The sequence below is a fragment of the Aminobacter niigataensis genome (assembly GCF_946995915.1).
Taxonomy (GTDB): domain Bacteria; phylum Pseudomonadota; class Alphaproteobacteria; order Rhizobiales; family Rhizobiaceae; genus Aminobacter; species Aminobacter niigataensis.
Genome location: NZ_OX341518.1, coordinates 160,323 through 182,953, shown reverse-complemented (window position 1 = coordinate 182,953; position 22,631 = coordinate 160,323). Strand labels below are relative to the sequence as shown.

Below are 22,631 nucleotides of genomic sequence, written 5' to 3'. Positions count from 1 at the left end.
ATGGCCGCGCACCTCATGCCGGCCCGTGCGCCGGCCCGCGACCATCTCGACTGGCCGTTCTTCGCCGACAGCCACCGCGCGCTTGCGGCCGAGCTTGACGGTTTCATCGCCAGAGGCGGGCTCGGCGAAATCGACCATGCCGATGCCGATGGCGCCTGCAAGAAGCTGGTGAAAGTGCTGGGGGCTGCGGGCATGCTGCGCAACTGCGTGCCGGCGGCATTCGGCGGCGTATCCGAAGAAATCGAGAGCCGCTCGCTGTGCCTGATCCGCGAGACGCTGGCCTATGCCGACGGCCTCGCAGACTTCGCCTTCGCCATGCAGGGGCTCGGCACCGGCGCCATCAGCCTGTCGGGGTCGAATGAGCTCAAGCATGCCATCCTGCCGAAAATCGCGCGGGGCGAGCTAATCTCGGCCTTCGCACTGACGGAGCCGGACGCAGGCTCCGACGTCGCCGCGATGGCGACCACCGCCCGCCGCGACGGCGACGCCTACGTGCTTGATGGTCAGAAGGTCTTCATCTCCAACGGCGGCATCGCCGATGTCTACACCGTCTTCGCCCGCACCGGCGAAGCGCCCGGCACGCGTGGCATCTCGGCCTTCGTCGTCTTCGCCGACACGCCGGGCTTCTCGATCGCTGAGCGCATCGAAACGATCGCGCCGCATCCGCTGGCGCGTGTCCGTTTCGACAATTGCCGCATCCCGGCCTCGCAGCTTCTGGGATCGCCGGGCGAAGGTTTTAAAATCGCGATGCGCACCCTGGACATTTTCCGACCGTCGGTGGCCGCGGCGGCACTCGGCTTTGCCCGCCGCGCGCTCGACGAAGCTGTCGCTCACGCCAAGTCGCGAAAAATGTTCGGGGCGACGCTGGCCGACCTGCCGACGGCACAGAGCACGCTCGGCGAGATGGCGACCGCCATCGACGCCGCCTCGCTGCTCACCGTGCGTACCGCCTGGCGCCGCGACGTGCAGAAGCTGCCGATCACCCGCGAGGCCGCGATGGCTAAGCTGACGGCGACGGAAAACGCCCAGTGGGTTATCGACCAGGCGCTGCAGATGTTCGGCGGCCGCGGCGTGCGTGTCGGCGAGATCACCGAGCGGCTCTATCGCGAGATCCGCGCGTTGCGCATCTATGAAGGCGCAACCGAAGTGCAGAAACTGATCATCGGCCGCGAGCTGATGAAGGCCGCAAGATAGGGAGCGCTGCCATGCCCTTCCGCACCAGCCGGCCGTTGCGTTTCGGGGACTGCGATCCCTCCGGCATCGCTTATTTCCCGTCCTACCTGAACATCCTCGTCGGTGTTCTCGAGGAGTTCTTCGGCTCGATCGGCGCACCGTGGAAACAGCTCGTCGGCGAGCGCCGCATCGGCACGCCGACGGTCAGGCTCGACCTGACCTTCGTCCATCCGGGCTTCCATGGCGACACCCTCGACTTCGCTCTTTTCGTCCGCCGCGTCGGCCGTTCGTCGCTCGATCTCGAACACAGGATCACGGCCGGCGGCACCTTGCTTTGGAGCGCTCGCCACAGCGTGGTCGCGACCTCGCTCGACACCCACAAATCGCTTGCCTGGCCGGACGACCTCCGCGCCGCGCTCGAAAAATATCTGGAGACATCAGATGCATGAGATCCTGCAGCCCGAGGGCTGGGCCAAGCCGATCGGCTACTCCAATGGCGTTGCAGCCACCGGTCGCACGGTCTTCGTCGGTGGCCAGATCGGCTGGAACGGAAATTGCGAATTCGAAACCGACGATTTCGTCGGCCAGGTGCGCCAGACGCTGGAAAACGTCGTCGCCGTGCTGAAGGCCGGCGGCGCCGAGCCGCGACACATCACCACGATGACCTGGTATTTCACCGACAAGAAGGAATACACCGAGAACCTGCGCGGCCTCGGCCAGGCCTATCGCGATGTCATCGGCCGTCATTTCCCGGCCATGGCCGCCATGCAGGTCGTGGCGCTGGTCGAGGACCGCGCCAAGATCGAGATCCAGGCCACCGCCGTCATTCCCGAGTAACGCCCGATGAGCGCGATGCGGTTTTCCGAAAGCGTCACGGGCACGATCCAGGACGGCGTGCTCGTCGTCACCATCGACAATCCGCCGGTCAACGCCATCTCGGCGCATGTCCGCCAGGGTTTGGTCGAGGCGCTCGACCATGGCGCATCGCTGGATCTGGTGGTCGGCATGGTCGTCACGGGCGCCGGCCGCACCTTCGTCGGCGGCGCCGACATCAAGGAGTTCGGCAAGCCCCCGGTCGAGCCGACCCTGCCGGAGGTCATCGAGGACATCGAGAGATGCGACAAGCCCATCGTCGCCGCGGTCAATGGTGCGGCACTCGGCGGCGGCTGCGAAATCACCCTCGCCTGCCATGGCCGCATCGCCAGCGACAAGGCGAGTTTCGGCATGCCGGAGGTCAAGCTCGGCATCGTGCCGGGCGCCGGCGGCACTCAGCGCCTGCCCCGCTTGATCGGCATCGTTGCTGCCATCGACCTGATCGGCAGCGGCCGCATGATCAAGGCCGCTGAAGCGCTTTCGCTCGGCCTCGTCGACGGTGTTGCCGCCGATCATCTCGACGCAGCCCTCAGCCTTGTCCACGACCTCGCCGGAGGGCCGCTGCGGCGGACAGGCCTGCTCGACGTACCGGCCGCCGAACAGGCAGCCGTCGATGCAGCGGCGAAAAAGGTGCTGTCCAAGTCGCGCGGGCAGACTGCGCCCGCCGAGGCCGTTCGCCTCGTCAAGACGGCCGCTCAGGTCGATCTGAAACAGGGCCTCGCCGACGAGCGCGCGACGTTCTTGCGGCTGCGCGATTCCACGGAGGCGGCAGCGCTTCGCCATGTGTTCTTCGCCGAACGGCAGTCAGGCAAGGTCGACAAGCTCGACGGCATCGCAGCCCGCAAGATCGAGACAGTCGGCATCGTCGGTACCGGCCTGATGGGCGTCGGCATCGCTGTTGCGGCACTCATCGCGGGCTATCGCGTCATCGGCGTCGAGCAGACGCACGAGGCCGCCGAAAAAGGTCGCGAGCGCATTGCCGGCACCCTCGACAAGTCTGTTCAATCAGGGCGTCTGGCGGCAGCGGGCCGGGACGATTGCCTTGCCCGGCTTGCGGTCACCGCCGATGCCAGCGAGCTTGCCGCCGCCGATCTCGTCATCGAAGCCGTGTTCGACGATCTCACTGTCAAGACCGAGCTGTTCCAGCGGCTCGACGGTATCGTCAGACCGGACGCTATCCTTGCCACCAACACCAGCTACCTCGATCCTGACGAAATCGCTGCCGCAACGGCGCATCCCGAGCGCGTTGTCGGCCTGCACTTCTTCTCGCCGGCCAACATCATGCGGCTGGTCGAGGTCGTCGACTGCAAGGCGACTTCGCCCGATGTGCTGGCCAGCGCCCTCGCCTTCGCCAAGCGGCTAGGCAAGCTGCCCATCGTCTGCGGCGTGACGGAAGGCTTCATCGGCAACCGCATCTTTTCGGCCTACCGCCGCGAAGCCGAATTCATGGCCGAGGATGGCGCTGCCCCGCACGAGATCGATGCCGCGCTCGAAGCCTATGGATTTCCAATGGGCATCTTCGCCGTCTACGACATGGCAGGGTTGGAAATCGCCTGGGCGCGGCGCAAGCGCCAGGCTGCGACCCGCGATCCCAAGGCGCGGTATGTCGAGATCGCCGACAAGCTATGTGAAGCCGGGCGTTTCGGCCGCAAGGCCGGCCGCGGCTGGTACGACTATGCGAGCGGCGAGCGTATGGTCGATCCGGAAGTTACGGCGCTTATCGAGGCCGCGCGCGCGGCCAAGGACATTGAACCACGCCACTTCTCGGCGGAGGAAATCTTCACTCGATTGCTCAAGGCGATGTCCGACGAAGGTGCGGCCCTTCTTTCGGAAGGCATCGCTGCACGTTCGAGCGACATCGACCTGGTGATGATCAACGGCTACGGTTTCCCCGCCCACAAGGGCGGGCCGATGTTTGCCGCCGACGGTCGCGCGTAACCGCAACCGTCGAGGCGATGCCAAGGCCGCTACTGGCGGCCGAGGCTCTTTTCGGTCTTGGCGTCGAAGAGATAGAGGCTGCCGGGCGCCGCACGGCAGGTCAGCGTGCTGCCAGTTGCCGGGATGAACTTGCCCGGCGCCGTGGCGATGACGGCGTTGCCATTGACATCGAGATGCACGAGCGTCTCAGGACCGAGCGGTTCGACCGCGGTCACCGTTCCGGTGAGTTCCAGCCCGCCTTCGGCCTTTTCGACGGCTGCGGTCAGCTCGTGAGGGCGCACGCCGATCAGCACGTCGCCGCCGGCGGAGGGCTCGACACCCTTGCCGTTGTTGCGGCCCGGTACCAGGTTCATCGACGGGCTGCCGATGAAGCGCGCGGTGAACACGTCGACCGGATTTTCGTAGAGGTCGGTCGGCGTGCCGACCTGCAGGATGTGGCCGTCGCGCATGACTACGATGCGGTCGGCCATGGTCATTGCCTCGACCTGGTCGTGGGTGACATAGACCGTTGTCGTCTTGAGCTTCTGGTGCAGCCGCTTGATCTCGATGCGCATCTGGGCGCGCAACTGGGCGTCGAGATTGGACAACGGCTCGTCGAACAGGAAGGCCGAGGGGTTGCGCACCATGGCGCGGCCGATGGCAACGCGCTGGCGCTGGCCGCCGGAGAGTGCGGCAGGCCGCCGGTCCAGATACTTCTCGAGGCCCAAGATGCGGCCTGCTTCCTCGATCCGCTGGTCCTTCTCCGCCTTGGACAGCTTCGAAGTGTAGAGCCCGAAGCCGATGTTCTGGCGCACGGTCAAATGCGGATAGATGGCGTAGTTCTGGAACACCATGGCGATGTTGCGCTGCTTGGGCTCGCGCTCGTTGACCACCTCGCCGCCGATCTTCAGCGTGCCGCCTGAGATGTCTTCTAGGCCGGCGATCATGCGCAAGGTCGTCGACTTGCCGCAGCCTGACGGGCCGACGAAGACGACGAATTCGCCGTCGGCGATATCAAGGTCGATGCCGCGGACGACTTCTGCCTTGCCGTAGCGCTTGACCAGCTTTTCGAGTTCGATCGTCGCCATCAGCGCGCCCCTGCCAGTGCCTTGAATTTTTCGCCGAGTTCTTTCGCGGCTTTCGCCTCGTGCCCGGCATTGTCCTTGGCCTTCGCCTCGAAGGCGGCAGCCTTGTCCCTGTAGACGCCAAGCGCCTCGACCATTGGTGCCGGTGCCGGACCGCCGAAGCGGTCGCGCACGGCGACGAAATGTTCCGGCGAGACGATCTCCTCGAACTTGTCGCGACCGAAAGACGGTTCGCGCCCGGTCGAATGCCTGAAGGCATCGAGGAACGGGCCATAGCCGTCCTTGGCGAGCCCGCCGCCGGCGGCCACAACCGCCTTGGCGACGGTCGCGGCGATCTCGTGCGCCTCACGGAAGGACAGGCCTTCGATGCGGACCAGCGAGTCCGCCAGTTCGGTGATGGTGATGCAGGAGCGGCGGATGTTGTCGGCGACCCGCTCCGGGTCGATCTTGATCGCAGCGACGAATGCCGCCAGCAGGTCGAGCACGCGGCCAGCGGCCGTGAATGCCTCGTAGCCCATCGACTGGGTTTCGCCCTCGCTGTCGTTCATGTCGGTGAACGGCGTGTTGTGGATGACGTTGAGCACCGTGCGGGCGCGGCCCATGGTCTGGCTGGCGAGCAGCCGCATATGCTCGATCGGCACCGGGTTGCGCTTCTGCGGCATGATCGACGAGATCTGCACGAAGGCGTTGGGCACGTAGATCTGCCCGACCTCGAAGGCGGTCCAGAACTGGAAGTCCTGGATCAGCCGGCCGAGATGCAGGAACATCAGCTCGATCGCCGAATAGGTCGAGGTGATGTAGTCCGAGGCCGCAATGCAGCTGTAGGAATTGCGCAAGGGAGCGGCGAAGCCGAGCAGTTCGGCGACGCGCTGACGGTCGATCGGGAAGCCCGAGGTGGTGATGGCCGCAGCACCCATCGGCGACAGGTCGACGATCTTTCGCGCCTCTTCGAAACGCTCGATGTCGCGGATCAGCACTTCGATGGCTGCCGACAGGTAGTGCCCGAAGGTCGAGGGCTGCGCCGGCTGGCCGTGGGTGTAAGCAACGACCAGCGTCGCCTTCTCGCGCTCGGCGGTGTCGATCATCGCCGACAGCAGGTGTCGTGCCTTGGCCATCAGCGCGTCGATGCGCTGCTTGAGCCCAAGCTTGAACAGCGTGTGGTCGATGTCGTTGCGCGAGCGCGACGTGTGCAGGCGGCCGGCGACGTCCGGGCCGAGGCGCGCCTTTAGCTCCTTCTGGATCAGGAAGAAGAAATCCTCGACCTCGCCGGTGTATTCGAGCGTCGACGGGTCGACCTCACGGTCGATGGCTTCCAATGCCCCGGCAATCGCCGACGCCTGCTTGGTGTCGAGGATGCCGGTTTCGGTCAGCATCACCAGATGCGCCCGGTCGATGGCGCGGAAGCCTTCGACATGGTGGGTCTTGGCGCCGTCGAACAGTGGCCGCAGTACCGTCTCCTTATAGACGGGGTCGGGGAACACGCTCTTGTCGGCGAGCTTGGGGTTCAGTTCAGGCATGTCTTATCCTTTGAGCCCTGCCAGCATGACGCCGCGGACGATGTAGCGCTGCAGGACGATGAAGACGATCAGCGTCGGCAGGGTGGCGATCGCCGCACCGGTCATGATCATTTCCCACTGGATGGACTGTTCGACGGCGAAGCTCGATAGCCCGACCGGTAGCGTGTAGAGCTCGCGGCTGGTGGTCACGATCAGCGGCCAGAAGAAGGCGGTCCAGTTGCCGAGGAAGGTGAAGATGGCGAGCGCCGAGAGTGCCGGCGTCACCAGCGGCATCGCCACTTTCCACCAGATCTGGAATTCGTTCAGGCCGTCGACGCGCGCGGCTTCGAGGAAGTCGTTGGGCACGCCCTCGAAGAACTGCTTCATAAGGAAGGTGCCGAAGGCCGTCATCATGCCCGGGAACATGATGCCCCAGTAGCTGTCGAGCCAGCCGAGCTTGCTCGACATCAGGTACCACGGGATGACCAGCATTTCGGTCGGGATCATCAGCGTCGACAGGATGGCGAGGAAGATGAAATAGCGGCCGCGGAATTCGAATTTCGCCAGCGTGTAGCCGACGAGGCTGTCGAAGAAGACGTTCGACAGCGTGACCGCGACGGCGACGATCATCGAGTTTATGAACCAGCGCATGAAGCGCCCGTCGGCGAGGATGGCGATGTAGTTCTGCAGCGTCGGCGCCGACGGGATCAGCTTGAGGTCGTAGACCTGCCCCGCCGTCTTCAGCGATGTCGAGAACATGAAGGCCAGCGGCGTGACCATGATCAGGCCGCCGATGAACAAGAGCGTCCAGACGACGACGCGTCCGGGGCGGAGATTGGCGTGGGAAAGCGCCGGGGTCTGGGTAACGGCGCTCATTTCTTTTCCCTCAGGATCCACAGCTGCAGCAGCGATACGCAAAGCAGGATCGTAAACAGAACCACCGTCTGTGCCGCGGCATAGCCCATCGCGTAGGACGAAAACGCCGTCTGGTAGATCATCAGCACCAGCGGCTTGGTCGAGCCGAGCGGGCCGCCCGGATCGTTGGTGGTCATGTTGTAGACCTGGTCGAAAATGCGCAGGAAGCCGATCGACGAGAACACGATGAGGAACACGGTAGTCGGCTTGAGCAGCGGCAGCGTGATCTTGCGCAGGATCGCCCATTCGCCGAGCCCGTCGATGCGTGCGGCCTCATAGAAGGTGTTGGGGATCGAGCGCAGGCCGGCCATGAAGATGATGATCTGGAAGCCGAGGCCGGCCCAGATCGCGGTCACCATGATCGACGGCAAGGCCTGGTCGACCGAGCGGATGAAGGGTTGTTGCGGAATACCGATGGTGCCGAGGGCGTTGTTGATCACGCCGATCGGCGCCGGCTGGTAGAACCAGCGCCACACCCAGGCCATGGCGGCTGCCGTGGTCAGGTAGGGCAGGAAATAGAGCCCGCGGATCAGCCCGTGCATGAAGCGCACGCGGTCGAGGTGATAGGCGATCACGAACGACAGAAGCAGGCTGATCGGCGTGCCGACGACGAGATAGGCGAAGGTGTTCTTGAACACCTTCCAGAATTGCGGGTCGGCGAACAGCTTCTCGTAGTTGGCAAGGCCGATGAACTGCGGCGGCTTGAGCAGGTCCCAGTTCGTCAACGAGAGCCAGAAGGCCTCGATTGTCGGATAGAAGCGGATGACCGAATAGAACAGGATGGGCAGGGCGAGGAAACTCCACACCCAGACCAGCCGCTTCGTCCGCATGGAACGACGATTCCAGAAGGTCCCGCCGGGGCGGCTCACCGCCGCCCCCTGTCGATCCGCTGTCACAGACATCAAGCCCTTGCCTTACTTGGGAGCCGCAGCGTCGATGATCGCCTGCTCGGCAGCAGCGCCCTGCGCCAGCGAATCCTTCACCGACTGGCCTTCGAGCAGGATGCGGTTGGCCATGTCGATGGTGTTCTGGCGCTGGGCGGCTTCGTCCACGAACATCGTGGTGCGGGCGTATTCGAGGCCCTTGAGGAACGGACCATAGATCGGGTCTGCAAGGTTGCCTTCGGTCATTGCGGCCGTGCGGCGCGCCGGCAGTTCGCCGACGGTCTTCAGCCAGACGTCCATGGCCTCGGGCGAGGAGATGTAGGCGAGGAACTTCTTCGATGCCTCGAGCTTCTCGCCGCTGGTGGTGGCGCTGATGCCGTTGGCGAAGTAGCTGGCATAGTTCGAGCGTACGCCTTCGGCATTGGCCGGCAGCTCGGTCACGCCCCATTCGAAGCCCTCGATCGACTTGAAGGCGCCGAGGCGGAAGGTGCCGTCGATGGTCATGCCTGCCATGCCGGCACGGAAGGCCGCCTGGCCTTCGTCCATGAAGCCGACCTGGCCGATCTTCTTTTCGGTCTGCAGATCAGTGTAGAACTTGAGTGCCTTTTCACCGGCCTCGGTGTTGTAGGCCACCTTGCGGTCGTTGTCGGTGTAGGGCTCGCCGCCGAACTGGCGCACCAGCACTTCACGCCACCACTGGTGGTCCTGGCCGCCCATGTCGAGGGTCGAACCGGCAACGATCAGGTTGCCGCTGGCGTCGCGCTTGGTGAGCTTTTCAGCCGCAGCGACGAATTCGTCGAGCGTCTTGGGCGGGTTGGCCGGGTCGAGGCCGGCTTCGGTGAACAGCTTCTTGTTGTAGAACAGGGCCAGCGAGCGAACCGCCGTCGGCAGGCCGTAATAGTCGTCGCCGCGCTTCATGGCGCTGACGATCGGGAAGAAGTCGCTTTCGATCTTGTCGTGCGGGAAAGCGTCGGCCGGCAGCGGCTGCAACAGGCCCCCGGCGACGAACTTGTCGAGCCAGCCGTAGAACAGCTGCATCACGTCGGGGCCCTGGCCGCCCATCTTCGCTGCGATCACGCGCGTCTGGTAATCGGCATAGGGGAAAGTCGTCTGCTTGACGGTGATGTCGGGATTGGCCTTCTCGAAATTCTCGATCAGCTGGTCCATCGCCTTGACGCGGGTGTCGAACACATACTGCCAGTATTCGATCTCGACGGCCTGGGCCGCGTTGAGAGCCAGCGTGCTGAACCCGGCGATCAGTCCGGCGAACAAAGTTGCTTTGCGCATGTAAACCTCCATCTGAACCCGCCGGTAAGCCCCGGACTGCGGGTCGTGATTATCCCCTGGGACCATAAGCCTCGCACGCAGCCGAAGCCCGGACCATTCCTCATCCATGTCATCTGGCTCGGAGACGGTCGACGTCCTGCAAGCCAGTGCCATGAGCTGCGGTTTCACGCCGCCTGCCACCCTATACGCTCTTCTGCCCCTGCCCTTTTGTCAATAAGATAATTTACTTGAATTAATCTGTTGCCCGGGCCCACGCTTCCACGTTATCAATTTTGCGAAACAGGTCAGGATGAGCGAAATGGCGTTTCAGCCAGGCAGCACGCATCAGGTCACATTGGGCAAGAACCCCGAGCGGAGCCGCGATCACAATCGCCGCGTCGTGCTCGACGTCGTCCGTCGTCACGGCTCGCTGGGACGCATGCACATCGCCCGGCTGACGCATCTGACGGCGCAGGCGATCGCCAACATCGTCGACGAACTGGTCGGCGAAAACCTGTTGATGGAGACGGGCCGCCTGCGGTCCGGCCGCGGCCAGCCGCCGATACAGTTTGCCGTCAATCCCGACGGCGCCATGACCATGGGCATCGAGATGGCCGCGGACCACATGGTGTCGACCGTGCTCGACCTCTCGGGCCAGCCGCGCTCCAAGCGCATCATGCCGGTCCGCGACACCAGCCCGAAGCAGGTCATCGCGCATATCCGTGCCGAGCTCGAGGCGGTGCGTGCTGCGTTCAAGTCGCCGCTGCTTGGCATCGGTGTCGTCATGCCCGGTCCGTTCGAGATCGAAGGCATGACTTCGGTCGGCCCGACGACCTTGCCGGGTTGGGCCAACATCGATGCCGCGAACCTGCTCACCGAAGCCTGCGGCGAGCCGGTGACCGTCGAGAACGATGCCAACGCTGCGGCCGTCGGCGAGCGGCTGTTCGGTGCCGGGCACTCGATTTCCGGTTTCGGCATGATCTACTTCGGTGCCGGCCTAGGTCTTGGCATGGTCCACGACGGGGCGCCCTTCCGGGGCGCCTTTGGCAATGCCGGCGAAATCGGCCATGTCGTGGTTGCACCCGGCGGCAGGGCCTGCCCGTGCGGCCAGCATGGCTGCCTGGAGCGCTATGCCTCCGTCCACGCACTGCGCGAGAAGCTGTGCGACGCGGGTATCGCCGACTGCGATTTCACCGATCTCGCAGGGCTTCACGCCGAGCGCCATCCGGTGCTGATGGAATGGCTGGACGAGGCGGCGACGTACCTCGCCCCGATGATCGCCATGATCGAAAACATCCTCGACCCCGAAACGGTGATCCTCGGCGGCATGTTGCCCGACGCGATCATCGACGAGCTCATCGCGCGGATGGGACAGCTGCCCATCTCGGTTGCGAGCCGCAGCAAGCGTGTCCTGCCCCGCGTCATGCGCGGCCAGACCGGGCAATACACGGCGGCACTGGGGGCGGCCGCCCTGCCGCTGTTCGAGGTGGTCACGCCAAAGCTGGAAACAGCCGCCACGCGGCCCACCGAATAGCCTGCCTGCTGAAATACCGGAGGACCTGAATGCTGAGCGCCCGCGAACGTATAGAGAGACAGAAATCCAGCCCGTCGCTGGTCAGGCTTCACCGCGCGCTCAGCCGCCTGAATTCCACCGTCACCATGATGAACACCGGCGCGCATCCCGACGACGAGCAGAGCGGGCTGCTCGCCTGGCTCCGTCTCGGCCTCGGCATGCGCGTCATCGTTGCCTGCTCGACGCGCGGCGAAGGCGGCCAGAATTCGCTCGGGCCGGAGCGCCTTGGCGTGCTCGGCATGATGCGCACGCGCGAGATGGAGGAGGCCGCCCGCGCACTCGACACCGACGTCGTCTGGCTCGGCCACGGTCCTGACGATGCCGTGCACGATTTCGGCTTTTCCAAGGACGGCGACCAGACCTTTGCCCGCTGGGGCGAGATGCGAACCGTCGAGCGGCTGGTGCGGGCCTACCGCAGCGAGCGGCCCGACATCGTCATCCCGACGTTTCTCGACGTTCCCGGCCAGCACGGCCACCACCGCGCCATGACGCGCGCCGCCGAAACCGCGATCAGGCTTGCAGCCGACCCGGAAGCGTTTCCGGAGCATTTTGCCGAAGGCATGAGCCCGTGGCAGGTTGCCAAATACTACCTGCCGGCCTGGTCTGGCGGTGGCGACACCTATGACGACGAAGTGCCTCCGCCCGATGCGACGGTCATCGTCGACGCATCTGGTCGTGAACCGGCAACGGGTGCTGAATACGACCGCATTGGCGAATGGTCGCGCTACTATCACGCGTCCCAGGGCATGGGCCATTGGCCCGACCGCGCCGACACACGCTGGCCGCTGCATCTGCTGCTCGCGAGCGACGGTGCCAAGGCCGAGGCTTCGGTGCTCGACGGCCTGCCGGCGACGCTTGCCGACCTCGCGGCGTCCAGGGATCTCTCCTACGAAGCCGCGCAGGTTTTGAAGGCGGCGGGTTCGGCCGTCGAAAAGGCGATCTCTGCCTTCCCCGATGCAGATGCGATCATTGCGGCCCTCACCGATGCTGTCCACCAGCTCGAGGTTGCGCGGGCGGCCGCTTCGCCCGCTTTCCTCGAGCTCCATCGTCACCGTCTCGACCGCAAGGCGCGAGAGATCGATGCCGCGCTGTTCGAGGCCGCCGGCATCTTCGACCGTGCCGTGCTTGCGCCGTCGAGCCTTTCTCCGGCTGAAACCGGTACGCTGACCGTCGACCTCGCGCCGGGCAGCGACGGCCGCTCCGTCAGCATCCAACCGGTATTGCCCGGCGCCGTCACGGCCAAGCCCGTCGCCGGCACCGGCAACCGACGCAGCTTCGAGGTTTCCGCTGCCGCCGACGCCGCCTATTCCAAACTCTATCCGGCGGGCTGGTCGGCGCTCGGTGGCAATGGCGAGGCGCATGTCGTCGTCTCGGCCAGCTTCGGCGGCCACACCGCCCGTGCCACCTTCGATCTCGAAGAGCCGTTTGCCGTGCTGCCGGCGAGTTCTGTTGCCATGGACCCCGAAGCCATCATCGCACCGCTCGATGGGACACGGCGCGAATGGCCGGTCTCTCCAACCGTCGCCGGCAAGGACACGCCCGTGTCCCTCACCATGGAGGGCGGCTGGTCGCTGGCGCAGGGCGGCCAGGCCGTCCGCGCGCCGGACAAGCTGGTGGCCGGGCTCAGCACGATCACGCCGCTCGTCGGCGGCAGGCCGGCACTCCGGTTGACCCCGATCGTCTACCCGCATATCGGCCGCGTCACCCATCGCCAGCCGGAGGCGCTGCGCGTCCTGGCCCTCGACCTCAAGCTGCCGCAAAGTGCGCGCATCGCTTACGTCGGCGCCGGCGCCGATCGCGTCGGCCTGTGGCTTGCCCGCATGGGACTCGACGTCACCGAACTCGACGCCAAGGCGCTCGCCGGCGACCTGTCACAATACACCACCATCGTCGTCGGTATTTTTGCCTTCGGCTTCCGCAAGGATCTGGCCGCTGCAACCGAGAAGCTGCACCGCTTCGTCGACGCCGGCGGCCACCTTGTCACGCTCTACCACCGCCCGACCGACGGTTGGGATCCACTAGCGACGCCGCCGAGGAAACTCGAGGTCGGCTCGCCGTCTTTACGCTGGCGCGTAACGGATCCTGATGCCGAGGTTACGGTGCTGGTGCCGGACCATGTCCTGCTTAACGGGCCGAACCTCATCGGCCCGCAGGACTGGTCCGGTTGGAACAAGGAGCGCGGCCTCTATTTCGTCTCCCGCTGGGACGAGGCATATCAGCCGCTGCTTTCGATGCACGACGTCAACGAGCAGCCGCTGATGGGCGCGCTGGTATCGGCGCTGATAGGCAAGGGCCGCCACACCCATACCAGTCTCGTCCTGCATCATCAGATGGACAAGCTGGTGCCGGGTGCGTTCAGGCTGATGGCAAATCTTGTCCAGCCAGCCTGACGCGGACATGCCGCCCCAGGCGGGGGAGGAGCGGCACAAGGCCAACCGCGAGGGCATCGTCTGGGTGCTCGCCGACATGCTGCTGGTTGCCGGCGGCATGACGGCGCTCGTCAAGGCGCAGGGGCTCATCTACCCGGCTTTCCAGCTCGTCTTCATCCGGGCGATGATCGGCCTGCTGTTCATCCTGCCGCTGATCTGGCGGCACCGCCACCACATCCGCCACACCAGGCATCCGTGGCAGAACATCTCGCGCGTCAGCTGCAACGCCATTGCGCTGACCAGCCAGTTCATGGCCTACACCCTGCTGCCGCTGGCGGTGGTCAACGCGCTGAGCTTTTCGCGGCCGCTGATCACCATGGCCATGGCGGTCGCATTTCTGGGCGAGACTGTGTCGCGATTGCGCTGGGTCGGCGCCACTTTCGCCTTTGCCGGTGTGCTGGTCATGCTGGCGCCTGGTGGCGTCGAATGGAACCTCGGTCTGCTCGCGGTGTTCGGCACCGTGGTGTTCGGCTCGCTGGCGATCATCCAGACGCGCGCATTGCGTGACGAAAACACCACCGTGATGATGGTGTTCTACACGGTCGGCCTCGCCGTCATCACCGCCGCGCCCGCCATATTCGTCTGGCAGCCGGTCAAGGCCATCGACTGGATTCCGCTGCTCGGCATCGGTCTTCTGGCCCAGGCCGGGCAATATTGCTTCCTGCGCGCCTATCGCCTGGCCGAGGCCAGCGTGCTCGCGCCGATAGGCTATCTTTCCATCGTGGTGACGGCTGGCGCCGGCTACATCTTCTTCGGCGAAATACCCGATACGCGCATCGTCATCGGCGCGGCGGTGGTCCTTGCAGCGCTGCAGGCCACAGCCTATCTCGAACGACGCAACAACAGACCCAAAGGCTGAGGCGCGTCATGCCAGCATGCGCTTCACGCGTGCCGCGGTTCGCGCCACACCCTCGACGATGCGGCTGCGCGGGATCGACGAATAGCCCATGCGGAAGAAACGGCAGGGCCCATCGTCGGCAGGGAAGAACGGCGAGCCGGATTCGATCAGCACGCCATCCTGCCTGAGTTCGTTCATCAAAAGGTCGGCGTCCAATCCCTCGGGCCCCTCTATCCAGAACGATGTGCCGCCGAAAGCCGACGAGCCGGCGATGATGAAGCCCTCGCGCTGCAACGCTTCGGCCATGACGATGTGGCGCTTGTGGTATTCGGCGCGCATGCGGTGCAGCACGGCGTCATGATGGCCGAGCGCCAGGAAATAGGCAGCCGTGCGCTGCAGGTGCCCGGGCGGATGGCGCAGCATCAGCGCCCTCAGCGCGCGCGCCTCGCGGATGACGGGCGCCGGGGCGACGAGATAGCCCAGCCGCAGCCCGGGAAACAGCGACTTGGAAAAGCTGCCGATGTAGAAGACCCGGCCGCTGCGGTCGAACGACTTCAGCGCCGGTGACGGCGGCGCCAGGAAGCTCATCTCGAACTCGTAGTCGTCCTCGACAATGATGAAGTCCTCTGAAGCGGCGGCGGCCAGCAGTGCCGCGCGGCGTTCGACGGGCATGGTGGCGCCGGTCGGCGAATGGTGGCTGGGCGTGACGAAAACCGCGTCGACATGCGATGGCAGCGCCGCCGGCGGCAGGCCCTCTTTGTCGACGTCGATAGCCGACACCTCGGCACCGCTCAGCCGAAGCGATGCGCTCATGTCCGGGTGGCACGGGTTCTCGCACACCGCATGCGCGCCCGGCCGGAGCAGAAGCTGGGTGACGATCCAGAGCGCGTTCTGCGCACCCACCGTCACGAGGATCTCGTCCGGGGTGGCGCGGATGCCCCGGCTCGGCAGTGTCCGCGAGCAGATGTAGTTGACCAGTTGCACATCGTCGGCGGCAGCAAAATCGCCTGCCATGAGCTCGAAGTCCTCGCGTGCCAGTGCACGCCGGGCGCAGTCGCGCCAACCGCCGAGATCGAACAGCGAAGGGTCCATCTGGCCGTACAGGAACGGATAGGGATAGCGCCGCCAGTCTAGCGGCTTGCGCATCTGCTTGGCAACGATGAAGCTTTTGCGCAGTTTTGCCGACCAATCGATCTCGTCAGCGCCGGCATCGGATGTCGCCGCTTCCAGTCCGCTTGTCGGCGGATTGCCGGCAACACGATACGAGCTTCGGCTGGCCGTTTCGACATAACCCTGCGAGGCCAATTCCTGGTAAGCCAGGGTCACGGTGATGCGCGAGATGTTGAGATAGTCCGCCAGCTTGCGCGTCGAGGGCAGTTGCGCCCCCGGCTGCAGTCGGCCCGACAGCACCGCCGAGACCACGGTCTCGCGGATTTGCGCCTGCAGCCCGATCCGGCTGGCGCGATCGAGGAAGAAGATCGTTTCCGAGACGGTCGCGTGCGCCATTGGCCTTGCCCGTGCATTCAATCTGGAATCATTCAACTTCCAATCTGGATATAAGGCAATTGGTGTGTTCCATTTAACCCTATGGCCAGAACCAAGACCGGCATCAAAGCCGGCAAGTTCCCGGACAACCGGTAGCTAACAAAACAAAGAGGGTAACGATGATACATTTTAAGCATTTCAAGTATTTGGCCAGCGCCGCAACCGTAGCGGCCGGCGTCTTCACGTCCTGCCTTGCCTACGCCGAGACGACGGTCGTCGTCGGCTACCAGCAGATCGTCGGTCCATTCGTGACCGCGATCGCCGACGGCCGCTTCGACGCAGCCGCCAAGGAGGCGGGCTACACCATCGATTGGCGCCAGTTCAGCTCTGGCGGCGACATCTCGACCGCGCTTGCCTCAGGCAACGTGCCGATCGGCGTGATCGGCTCTACCGGCACCACCGCCGCCGCCACCCGCGGCGTCGAGCTCGAGCTGTTCTGGATTCTCGACAACATCGGCAAGTCGGAAGCGCTCGTCGTCCGCACCGGCTCGGGCATCGAGAAGCCGGAAGATCTCAAGGGCAAGAATGTCGGCGTACCGTTCGTATCGACCTCTCACTTCCACCTGCTGGTCGGTCTCGAGCAAGTATGGAAGGTCGATCCGCGCGAGGTCAACATCCTCAACATGAAGCCGCCGCAGATCATCGCCGCCTGGCAGCGTGGCGACATCGACGCCGCCTATGTCTGGCCGCCGGCATTGTCTGAGCTGCTCAAGAACGGCAAGGTGATCTCGGATTCCGAAGTCATCGGTGCCGCATCGGTGCCGACCTTCGATGGTCTCGTCGCCGACAAGAAGTGGGCTGCGGAAAACCCGAAGTTCATGACCGCCTTCACCAAGGTGCTGGCCGAAGCCTACGCCGACTACAACAAGAACAAGGCGGCCTGGACGGCTGACTCGCCGCAGGTCCAGGGTATCGTCAAGCTGATCGGCGGCGACGGTGCGGGCGCGGTCGAAGCGCTGAACCTGCTGTCGTTCCCGAATGCCGACGAACAAGCCTCGGATACCTGGCTGGGTGGTGGTGCGGTGCGCGCGCTCAACGAAAGCGCCAAGTTCCTCGTCGCCCAGAAGCAGATCGACAACGCGCTCGACGACTATGCGCCGTTCGTCAACAGCAGCTATGCCAAGGAGGCATCCAAGTAGCATCAGGCGATGCCGCCGGCCGGATCACTGCGCCGGCGGCACCCACTCCACCACACCACTGCATTTTCTTCGAAAGGCTCGGCGCGATGGAAACCCTCAATGTCAGCAATGTCAGCCTGACCTATCCAGGCCTCTACACCGACCAGGCGGTCATTGCGCTCAAGGGCGTGAACCTCGAGGTCAAAAGCGGCGATTTTGTCGTCGCGCTTGGCGCCTCGGGCTGCGGCAAGACCACGCTGCTCAACCTGATGGCCGGCTTCATGACGCCAACCGACGGCGACATCACGCTCGGCGGACGGCAGGTCGTCGGCCCCGGCGCCGATCGCGGCGTCGTCTTCCAGAAGCACGCGCTGCTGCCCTGGCTCAATGTCATCGACAACACCGAATTCGGGCTCAAGCTGCGCGGCGTCGACAAGGCGACCCGGCGCGAGCTCGCCACCAAGAACCTCGCCCTGGTCGGCCTGCAGGATTTCCACCGCCACATGATCTACCACCTCTCGGGCGGCATGCAGCAGCGCGTCGGCATTGCCCGTGCACTGACCTGCGACCCGGCGATGCTTTTGATGGACGAGCCGATGGCGGCGCTCGACGCGCTGACCCGTGAAACCATCCAGGAGCTGCTGCTCAAGGTCTGGCAGCTCACCAACAAGATGTTCTTCTTCATCACCCACAGCGTCGAAGAGGCGCTGTTCCTCGGCTCCCGGCTGATCGTCATGTCGCCGCGTCCGGGCCGCATCACCCACACCTACGAGCTCGATTTCAATCGGCGCTTCCTCGAGGAGGGCAACGCACGTGCAATCAAATCCAGCCGCGATTTCATCGACATGCGCGAGCAAATCCTCGGCATCATCTATGGCGACGAGCGTCAGTCCGGCAACCCGGAACTCCTCCATGCTTGAGCGCCTCTCCCGAGCCAAGTCCGTTCGCCCCGGCAAGATCTACGGCGCGCCCGGCGACGGTATGAGCGGCCATATCAGCCTGATCACGGCGCTGGTGCTTTTCGGCACCTGGCTGCTGATCACCGAAATGGGCTGGGTCAAGCCGCTGTTCCTGCCCTCGCCGCTCGCCGTCTGGGATAAGTTCGTCATCGCCATGACCGAGGGCGTCTCCAATTCGACGCTCATCCAGCATACGCTGGCGAGCCTTGGCCGCGTGCTTGGGGCCTTCTTCCTGGCGCTGATTACCGCCGTGCCAATCGGTATCCTGATGGGCGTCAACCGCACCGTGCGCGGCCTGTTCGACCCGATCATCGAATTCTACCGGCCGCTGCCACCGCTCGCCTACCTGCCGCTGATCATCATCTGGCTCGGCATCGGCGAGTTCCCCAAGGTGTTCCTGATCTATCTCGCAATTTTCGCGCCGATGGCCATCGCCGCCCGCGCCGGCGTGCGCTCGGTGTCGACCGAACAGATCCACGCCGCCTACGCCATGGGCGCCACCCGCGCCCAGGTCATCAGCCAGGTGATCCTCAAGGCCGCCCTGCCCGAGATATTCACCGGCATGCGCATCGGCATCGGGGTTGGCTGGACCACGCTCGTCGCGGCCGAAATGGTCGCCGCCCACCGCGGTCTTGGCTTCATGGTGCTGAACGCGGCGGAATATCTCGCCAGTGACACGGTCATCATGGGCATCATCGTGATCGGTATCTTCGCCTTCGCATTCGACCTGATGCTGCGTTACCTGGAAAAGGCACTGATCCCCTGGAAGGGCAAGATCTGATGGCAAAGCCCGCGCACCCGGCAAATTCGCCGCCCGGCTGATCCCGGCCCAGCAACGACCAACAGACAGAACCAGTTTGCCGGGTTGCCCGGCCACGGCGAAGCCATGCCCAGAGACGAGGACCACGAAATGACGATCACCGCCGACGACCTTGCCAGCCTGTTCGACGCCTTCAACCGGCACGACATCGATGGCGTCATGCGTTTCTTCGCCGAGGGCTGCGTCTTCAACGGCGTCGCCGGGCCGGAAGTCCATGGCACCCGCTTCGAGGGGTCCGAGGCGATTGCCTCTGCCTTCAGCGGCGTGTGGAAGGCGATGCCCGACGCGCACTGGGCCCATCACGGCCACTTCGTCCACGGCGATCGTGCCGTCTCCGAATGGACCTTCTCGGGCACCAATGGCGACGGCAGCCGCGTCGAGGCGGAAGGCTGCGATCTGTTCACGCTCAGCGGCGGCAAGATCGTGCGCAAGCAGGCGTTCCGCAAGAACCGGCCGCTGCTTCCGGCGCAACGCTGAAGACGGCCAGGGAGGACGAGGAGATGCAACAACAGCTTGCCCGGCCGGTGGCTCAAAGGAAGCCTTTCGACCCGGCCTACGATCCCGTACGCGCGCCCAATCCCGGCGATGGCAAGGACTACGCGCCAACCTACTGGATCGCCACCGCCGGCCCGCAGCCGGAAGACGACGGTCCTGTCACCCAGGACATCGACGTCGACGTCGCCATCATCGGCTCTGGCTACACCGGCCTGTCCTGCGCCATTCATCTGGCGAAGGAGCACGGCATCAAGGCGACGGTGCTCGAAGCCAACGGCGTTGCCTGGGGTTGCTCAACCCGCAATGGCGGCCAGGCGCAGATCTCCGCCGGGCGTCTCAAGCGTTCGCAGTGGATCGAGCGCTGGGGCGTCGACGTCGCCAAGAAGATGCATGTCGAGATCGCCGAAGCCTTCGACCTGTTCCGCGACCTGATCCGCTCGCCCGAGATCGACTGCGACCCCCAGGACGGCGGCCATCTCTACATCGCCCATCGCGACAAGGTGCTGCCGTCGCTGGAAAAGGAATCGCGGCTGCTGAACGAGGTCTTCGGCTATCCGACCCGCATGATCGGGCGCGAGGAGGTCCATAGCGATTTCGTCCGCGACGCCGAAGCCAAAGGCGCGATGTACGAGCCCGACGGCATGGGCATCCATGCGGCGAAGCTCGCCTTCGGTTATCTCAGGCTCGCCCGCAAGCTCGGTGCCAGGGTGCACACGTCGAGCCCCGTGCTCGGCAGCGAGCTCAATGGCGGCGTCCACCATCTGCGCACGCCTGGCGGAACGGTCCGCGCCCGCGCCGTTTGCATCGCCACGGCTGGCTACACCTCGCCCGGCCTGCACGACCTGACGCGGCACAGGCTGATGCCGATCCTGTCCAATTCGATCGTCACCCGGCCACTGACCGACAGCGAGCGCAAAACGCTGAACTTCCAGACCCGCATCCCGCTGACCGACACGCGCACGCTGCGCCACTATTATCGGATGTTGCCGGACGGCCGTATGCAGATCGGCAGCCGCAGCGCCATTACCGGCCGCGACGCGGTCAACCCAAAGCACCTCGATCGCCTGCTCGAAGGGCTTTACCGCAAGTTCCCGCTCCTGCGCGGCATCGAGGTCGACTACTCCTGGTGGGGCTGGGTCGATGTCAGCCACGACATGATGCCGCGCATCTTCCGGCCCGACCCCAAGCAACAGCTGTTCTACGCCATGGGTTATGGCGGCAACGGCGTCATGTATTCGGCCCAGGCCGGCCGCCGCATGGCTCAGATGGTCGCCGGCAAGGGCGGCGAACTCGACCTGCCGATCTTTACCTCGCCGCTGCCGAGCCACGGCCTGCTGACGCCGTTCAGGCGCCTCGGCCAGTGGGGAATGTACCGCTGGTATTACCTCAAGGACGAAATCCTCTAGCCCTCCCAGGCCGCCCCCACCTGCACTTGAAAGGAACAAAATCATGAAGATGACCACCGAAGAAGCATTCGTCAAAGTTCTCCAGATGCATGGCATCGAGCATGCGTTCGGCATCATCGGCTCGGCCATGATGCCCGTGTCGGACCTGTTCCCGAAGGCCGGCATCAAGTTCTGGGACTGCGCCCATGAGACCAACGCCGGCATGATGTGCGACGGCTTCAGCCGCGCCACCGGCACCATGGCGATGGCTATCGGCCAGAACGGCCCAGGCGTGACGGGCTTCATCACCGCGATGAAGACCGCCTACTGGAACCACACACCGATGCTGATGGTGACGCCGCAGGCGTCGAACAAGACCATCGGCCAGGGCGGCTTCCAGGAGGTCGACCAGATGGCGATGTTCGAGGAAATGGTCTGCTACCAGGAAGAGGTGCGCGACCCCTCGCGCATTCCCGAGGTGCTGAACCGCGTCATCGAAAAGGCCTGGCGCGGCTGTGCGCCTGCGCAGATCAACATCCCGCGCGATTACTGGACCCATGTCATCGACGTCGACCTGCCGAGCATCGTCCGGCTCGAGCGGCCTTCGGGCGGACAGCAGGCCATCGCCGAGGCGGCCCGGCTTCTGTCCGAGGCGAAGTTCCCGGTCATCCTCAACGGTGCCGGCGTCGTCATCGGCGAAGCCATCGCGGATTCGATGGCGCTGGCCGAACGGCTCGACGCACCCGTCTGCTGCGGTTACCAGCACAACGACGCCTTCCCCGGCAGCCATCGCCTTGCTGCCGGCCCGCTCGGCTACAACGGTTCGAAGGCGGCAATGGAACTGATTGCCAAGGCCGACGTGGTGCTGGCGCTCGGCACCCGCCTCAACCCGTTCTCGACGCTGCCGGGCTACGGCATCGACTACTGGCCGAAGAATGCCGCGATCATCCAGGTCGACATCAATGCCGACCGCATCGGCCTGACCAAGAAGGTGTCCGTCGGCATCTGCGGCGACGCCAAGCAGGTGGCGCGCCAGATTCTCGAACAGCTGAGCCCGTCCGCCGGCAATGCCGGTCGCGAGGAGCGCAAGGCGGCGATCCATCAGACCCGCTCGGCCTGGCTGCAGCAGCTGTCGTCGATGGACCACGAGGAAGACGACGTCGGCACCGAGTGGAACGCGACCGCGCGTCTCCGCGAAGCCGACCGCATGTCGCCGCGCCAGGCCTGGCGGGCGATCCAGGCGGCCCTGCCGAAGGAGGCGATCATCTCCACCGACATCGGCAACAACTGCGCCATCGGCAACGCCTATCCGAGCTTCGAACAGGGCCGGAAGTACCTGGCGCCGGGTATGTTCGGCCCTTGCGGCTATGGCTTCCCGTCGATCGTCGGCGCCAAGATCGGCCGACCTGACGTTCCGGTCGTCGGCTTCGCCGGCGACGGTGCCTTCGGCATCTCGATGAACGAGATGGGCGCCATCGGCCGAGAGGGCTGGCCGGCGATCACCATGGTGATCTTCCGCAACTACCAATGGGGTGCCGAAAAGCGCAACACGACGCTCTGGTACGACAACAACTTCGTCGGCACCGAGCTCAACCCCAACCTCAGCTACGCCAAGATCGCCGATGGCTGCGGGCTGAAGGGCGTCGTCGCCGACACACCGGCGGCGCTGACGGCGGCCCTTCACAAGGCAATCGACGACCAGGCCAAGGGCGTCACCACCTTCGTCGAGGTCATCCTCAACCAGGAACTCGGCGAGCCTTTCCGCCGCGACGCGATGAAGAAGCCGGTGCCGGTTGCCGGCATCGAGCGCTCCGACATGCGCCAGCAGAAGCTCGCCTGACCTGCCAACAACCCTCGCCT

The 22,631-nt window shown here is 64.9% G+C and carries 19 protein-coding genes; 13 read left to right on the top strand and 6 right to left on the bottom strand.

Annotation, left to right across the window (positions count from 1 at the left end; all coding sequences use genetic code 11):
* Genes O1Y97_RS25170 through O1Y97_RS25155 form a run of 4 tightly spaced genes read left to right on the top strand, consistent with a single transcriptional unit; the run spans window position 1 to window position 3,984 of the window.
* Window positions 1–1,194, top strand: a complete 1,194-nt coding sequence (locus O1Y97_RS25170) for an acyl-CoA dehydrogenase family protein (protein ID WP_268738269.1) — start codon at window positions 1–3, stop codon at window positions 1,192–1,194.
* A gap of 11 nt (window positions 1,195–1,205) precedes the next feature.
* On the top strand, window positions 1,206–1,622 hold the full coding sequence (locus O1Y97_RS25165) for an acyl-CoA thioesterase (RefSeq protein ID WP_268738268.1): 417 nt from the start codon (window positions 1,206–1,208) through the stop codon (window positions 1,620–1,622).
* Window positions 1,615–2,010, top strand: coding sequence for a RidA family protein (locus tag O1Y97_RS25160; protein ID WP_183263888.1), 396 nt, complete (start codon window positions 1,615–1,617; stop codon window positions 2,008–2,010). Before O1Y97_RS25165 ends, O1Y97_RS25160 begins: the two co-directional genes overlap by 8 nt.
* 6 nt (window positions 2,011–2,016) lie before the next feature.
* Entirely contained in the window at window positions 2,017–3,984 is a 1,968-nt protein-coding gene (locus tag O1Y97_RS25155) for a 3-hydroxyacyl-CoA dehydrogenase NAD-binding domain-containing protein (protein ID WP_268738267.1), read from the top strand.
* 29 nt (window positions 3,985–4,013) lie between these two features.
* On the opposite strand, the gene O1Y97_RS25150 is transcribed toward O1Y97_RS25155, so the two are convergent.
* Genes O1Y97_RS25150 through O1Y97_RS25130 form a run of 5 tightly spaced genes read right to left on the bottom strand, consistent with a single transcriptional unit; the run spans window position 4,014 to window position 9,630 of the window.
* A complete protein-coding gene (locus tag O1Y97_RS25150) occupies window positions 4,014–5,051 on the bottom strand; it encodes an ABC transporter ATP-binding protein (RefSeq protein ID WP_268738266.1) in 1,038 nt (345 codons plus the stop codon).
* Window positions 5,051–6,565, bottom strand: a complete 1,515-nt coding sequence (gene argH / locus O1Y97_RS25145) for an argininosuccinate lyase (RefSeq protein WP_268738265.1) — start codon at window positions 6,563–6,565, stop codon at window positions 5,051–5,053. The genes O1Y97_RS25150 and argH overlap by 1 nt, the downstream gene beginning before the upstream one ends.
* A gap of 3 nt (window positions 6,566–6,568) precedes the next feature.
* Window positions 6,569–7,420 carry a carbohydrate ABC transporter permease gene (locus tag O1Y97_RS25140; RefSeq protein ID WP_268738264.1) on the bottom strand — a complete coding sequence of 284 codons (852 nt, stop codon included), beginning with the start codon at window positions 7,418–7,420 and terminating at the stop codon, window positions 6,569–6,571.
* Window positions 7,417–8,355, bottom strand: a complete 939-nt coding sequence (locus tag O1Y97_RS25135) for a carbohydrate ABC transporter permease (protein ID WP_268738279.1) — start codon at window positions 8,353–8,355, stop codon at window positions 7,417–7,419. Before O1Y97_RS25135 ends, O1Y97_RS25140 begins: the two co-directional genes overlap by 4 nt.
* Before the next feature lie 18 nt (window positions 8,356–8,373).
* Entirely contained in the window at window positions 8,374–9,630 is a 1,257-nt protein-coding gene (locus tag O1Y97_RS25130; protein ID WP_246389673.1) for an extracellular solute-binding protein, read from the bottom strand.
* Between the two features lie 298 nt (window positions 9,631–9,928).
* Here O1Y97_RS25130 and O1Y97_RS25125 point away from each other — a divergent pair, with 298 nt between their 5' ends.
* From O1Y97_RS25125 to O1Y97_RS25115, 3 genes are read left to right on the top strand one after another with little or no spacing between them, the layout of a single operon-like run.
* Window positions 9,929–11,143: an ROK family protein gene (locus tag O1Y97_RS25125; RefSeq protein WP_404801310.1), complete on the top strand. Its 1,215-nt coding sequence runs from the start codon at window positions 9,929–9,931 to the stop codon at window positions 11,141–11,143.
* Window positions 11,144–11,172: 29 nt separating this feature from the next.
* Window positions 11,173–13,572: a PIG-L family deacetylase gene (locus O1Y97_RS25120; protein ID WP_268738262.1), complete on the top strand. Its 2,400-nt coding sequence runs from the start codon at window positions 11,173–11,175 to the stop codon at window positions 13,570–13,572.
* A gap of 7 nt (window positions 13,573–13,579) precedes the next feature.
* Window positions 13,580–14,470 carry a DMT family transporter gene (locus tag O1Y97_RS25115; RefSeq protein WP_268738278.1) on the top strand — a complete coding sequence of 297 codons (891 nt, stop codon included), beginning with the start codon at window positions 13,580–13,582 and terminating at the stop codon, window positions 14,468–14,470.
* Between the two features lie 6 nt (window positions 14,471–14,476).
* Here the strand turns inward: O1Y97_RS25115 and pdxR are convergent, their stop codons facing one another.
* On the bottom strand, window positions 14,477–15,955 hold the full coding sequence (gene pdxR / locus O1Y97_RS25110) for a MocR-like pyridoxine biosynthesis transcription factor PdxR (RefSeq protein WP_108610349.1): 1,479 nt from the start codon (window positions 15,953–15,955) through the stop codon (window positions 14,477–14,479).
* A 158-nt stretch (window positions 15,956–16,113) separates the two neighbouring features.
* On the opposite strand from pdxR, the gene tauA reads away from it, so the two are divergent.
* The 6 genes from tauA to xsc all read left to right on the top strand — a co-directional run bounded on the left by tauA (window position 16,114) and on the right by xsc (window position 22,611).
* Window positions 16,114–17,133 carry a taurine ABC transporter substrate-binding protein gene (gene tauA / locus O1Y97_RS25105; RefSeq protein WP_183263880.1) on the top strand — a complete coding sequence of 340 codons (1,020 nt, stop codon included), beginning with the start codon at window positions 16,114–16,116 and terminating at the stop codon, window positions 17,131–17,133.
* Window positions 17,134–17,219: 86 nt separating this feature from the next.
* Window positions 17,220–18,032: a taurine ABC transporter ATP-binding protein gene (locus O1Y97_RS25100; RefSeq protein WP_108610351.1), complete on the top strand. Its 813-nt coding sequence runs from the start codon at window positions 17,220–17,222 to the stop codon at window positions 18,030–18,032.
* Window positions 18,025–18,852 (top strand): ABC transporter permease subunit, encoded by an 828-nt coding sequence (locus O1Y97_RS25095; RefSeq protein ID WP_183263879.1) that lies wholly within the window; start codon window positions 18,025–18,027, stop codon window positions 18,850–18,852. Before O1Y97_RS25100 ends, O1Y97_RS25095 begins: the two co-directional genes overlap by 8 nt.
* A gap of 135 nt (window positions 18,853–18,987) precedes the next feature.
* Window positions 18,988–19,368, top strand: coding sequence for a nuclear transport factor 2 family protein (locus tag O1Y97_RS25090; protein WP_268738277.1), 381 nt, complete (start codon window positions 18,988–18,990; stop codon window positions 19,366–19,368).
* A gap of 23 nt (window positions 19,369–19,391) precedes the next feature.
* A complete protein-coding gene (locus O1Y97_RS25085; RefSeq protein ID WP_268738261.1) occupies window positions 19,392–20,792 on the top strand; it encodes an NAD(P)/FAD-dependent oxidoreductase in 1,401 nt (466 codons plus the stop codon).
* Window positions 20,793–20,835: 43 nt separating this feature from the next.
* Window positions 20,836–22,611, top strand: coding sequence for a sulfoacetaldehyde acetyltransferase (xsc, locus tag O1Y97_RS25080; protein WP_108610354.1), 1,776 nt, complete (start codon window positions 20,836–20,838; stop codon window positions 22,609–22,611).
* The last annotated feature ends 20 nt before the right edge of the window (window positions 22,612–22,631 follow it).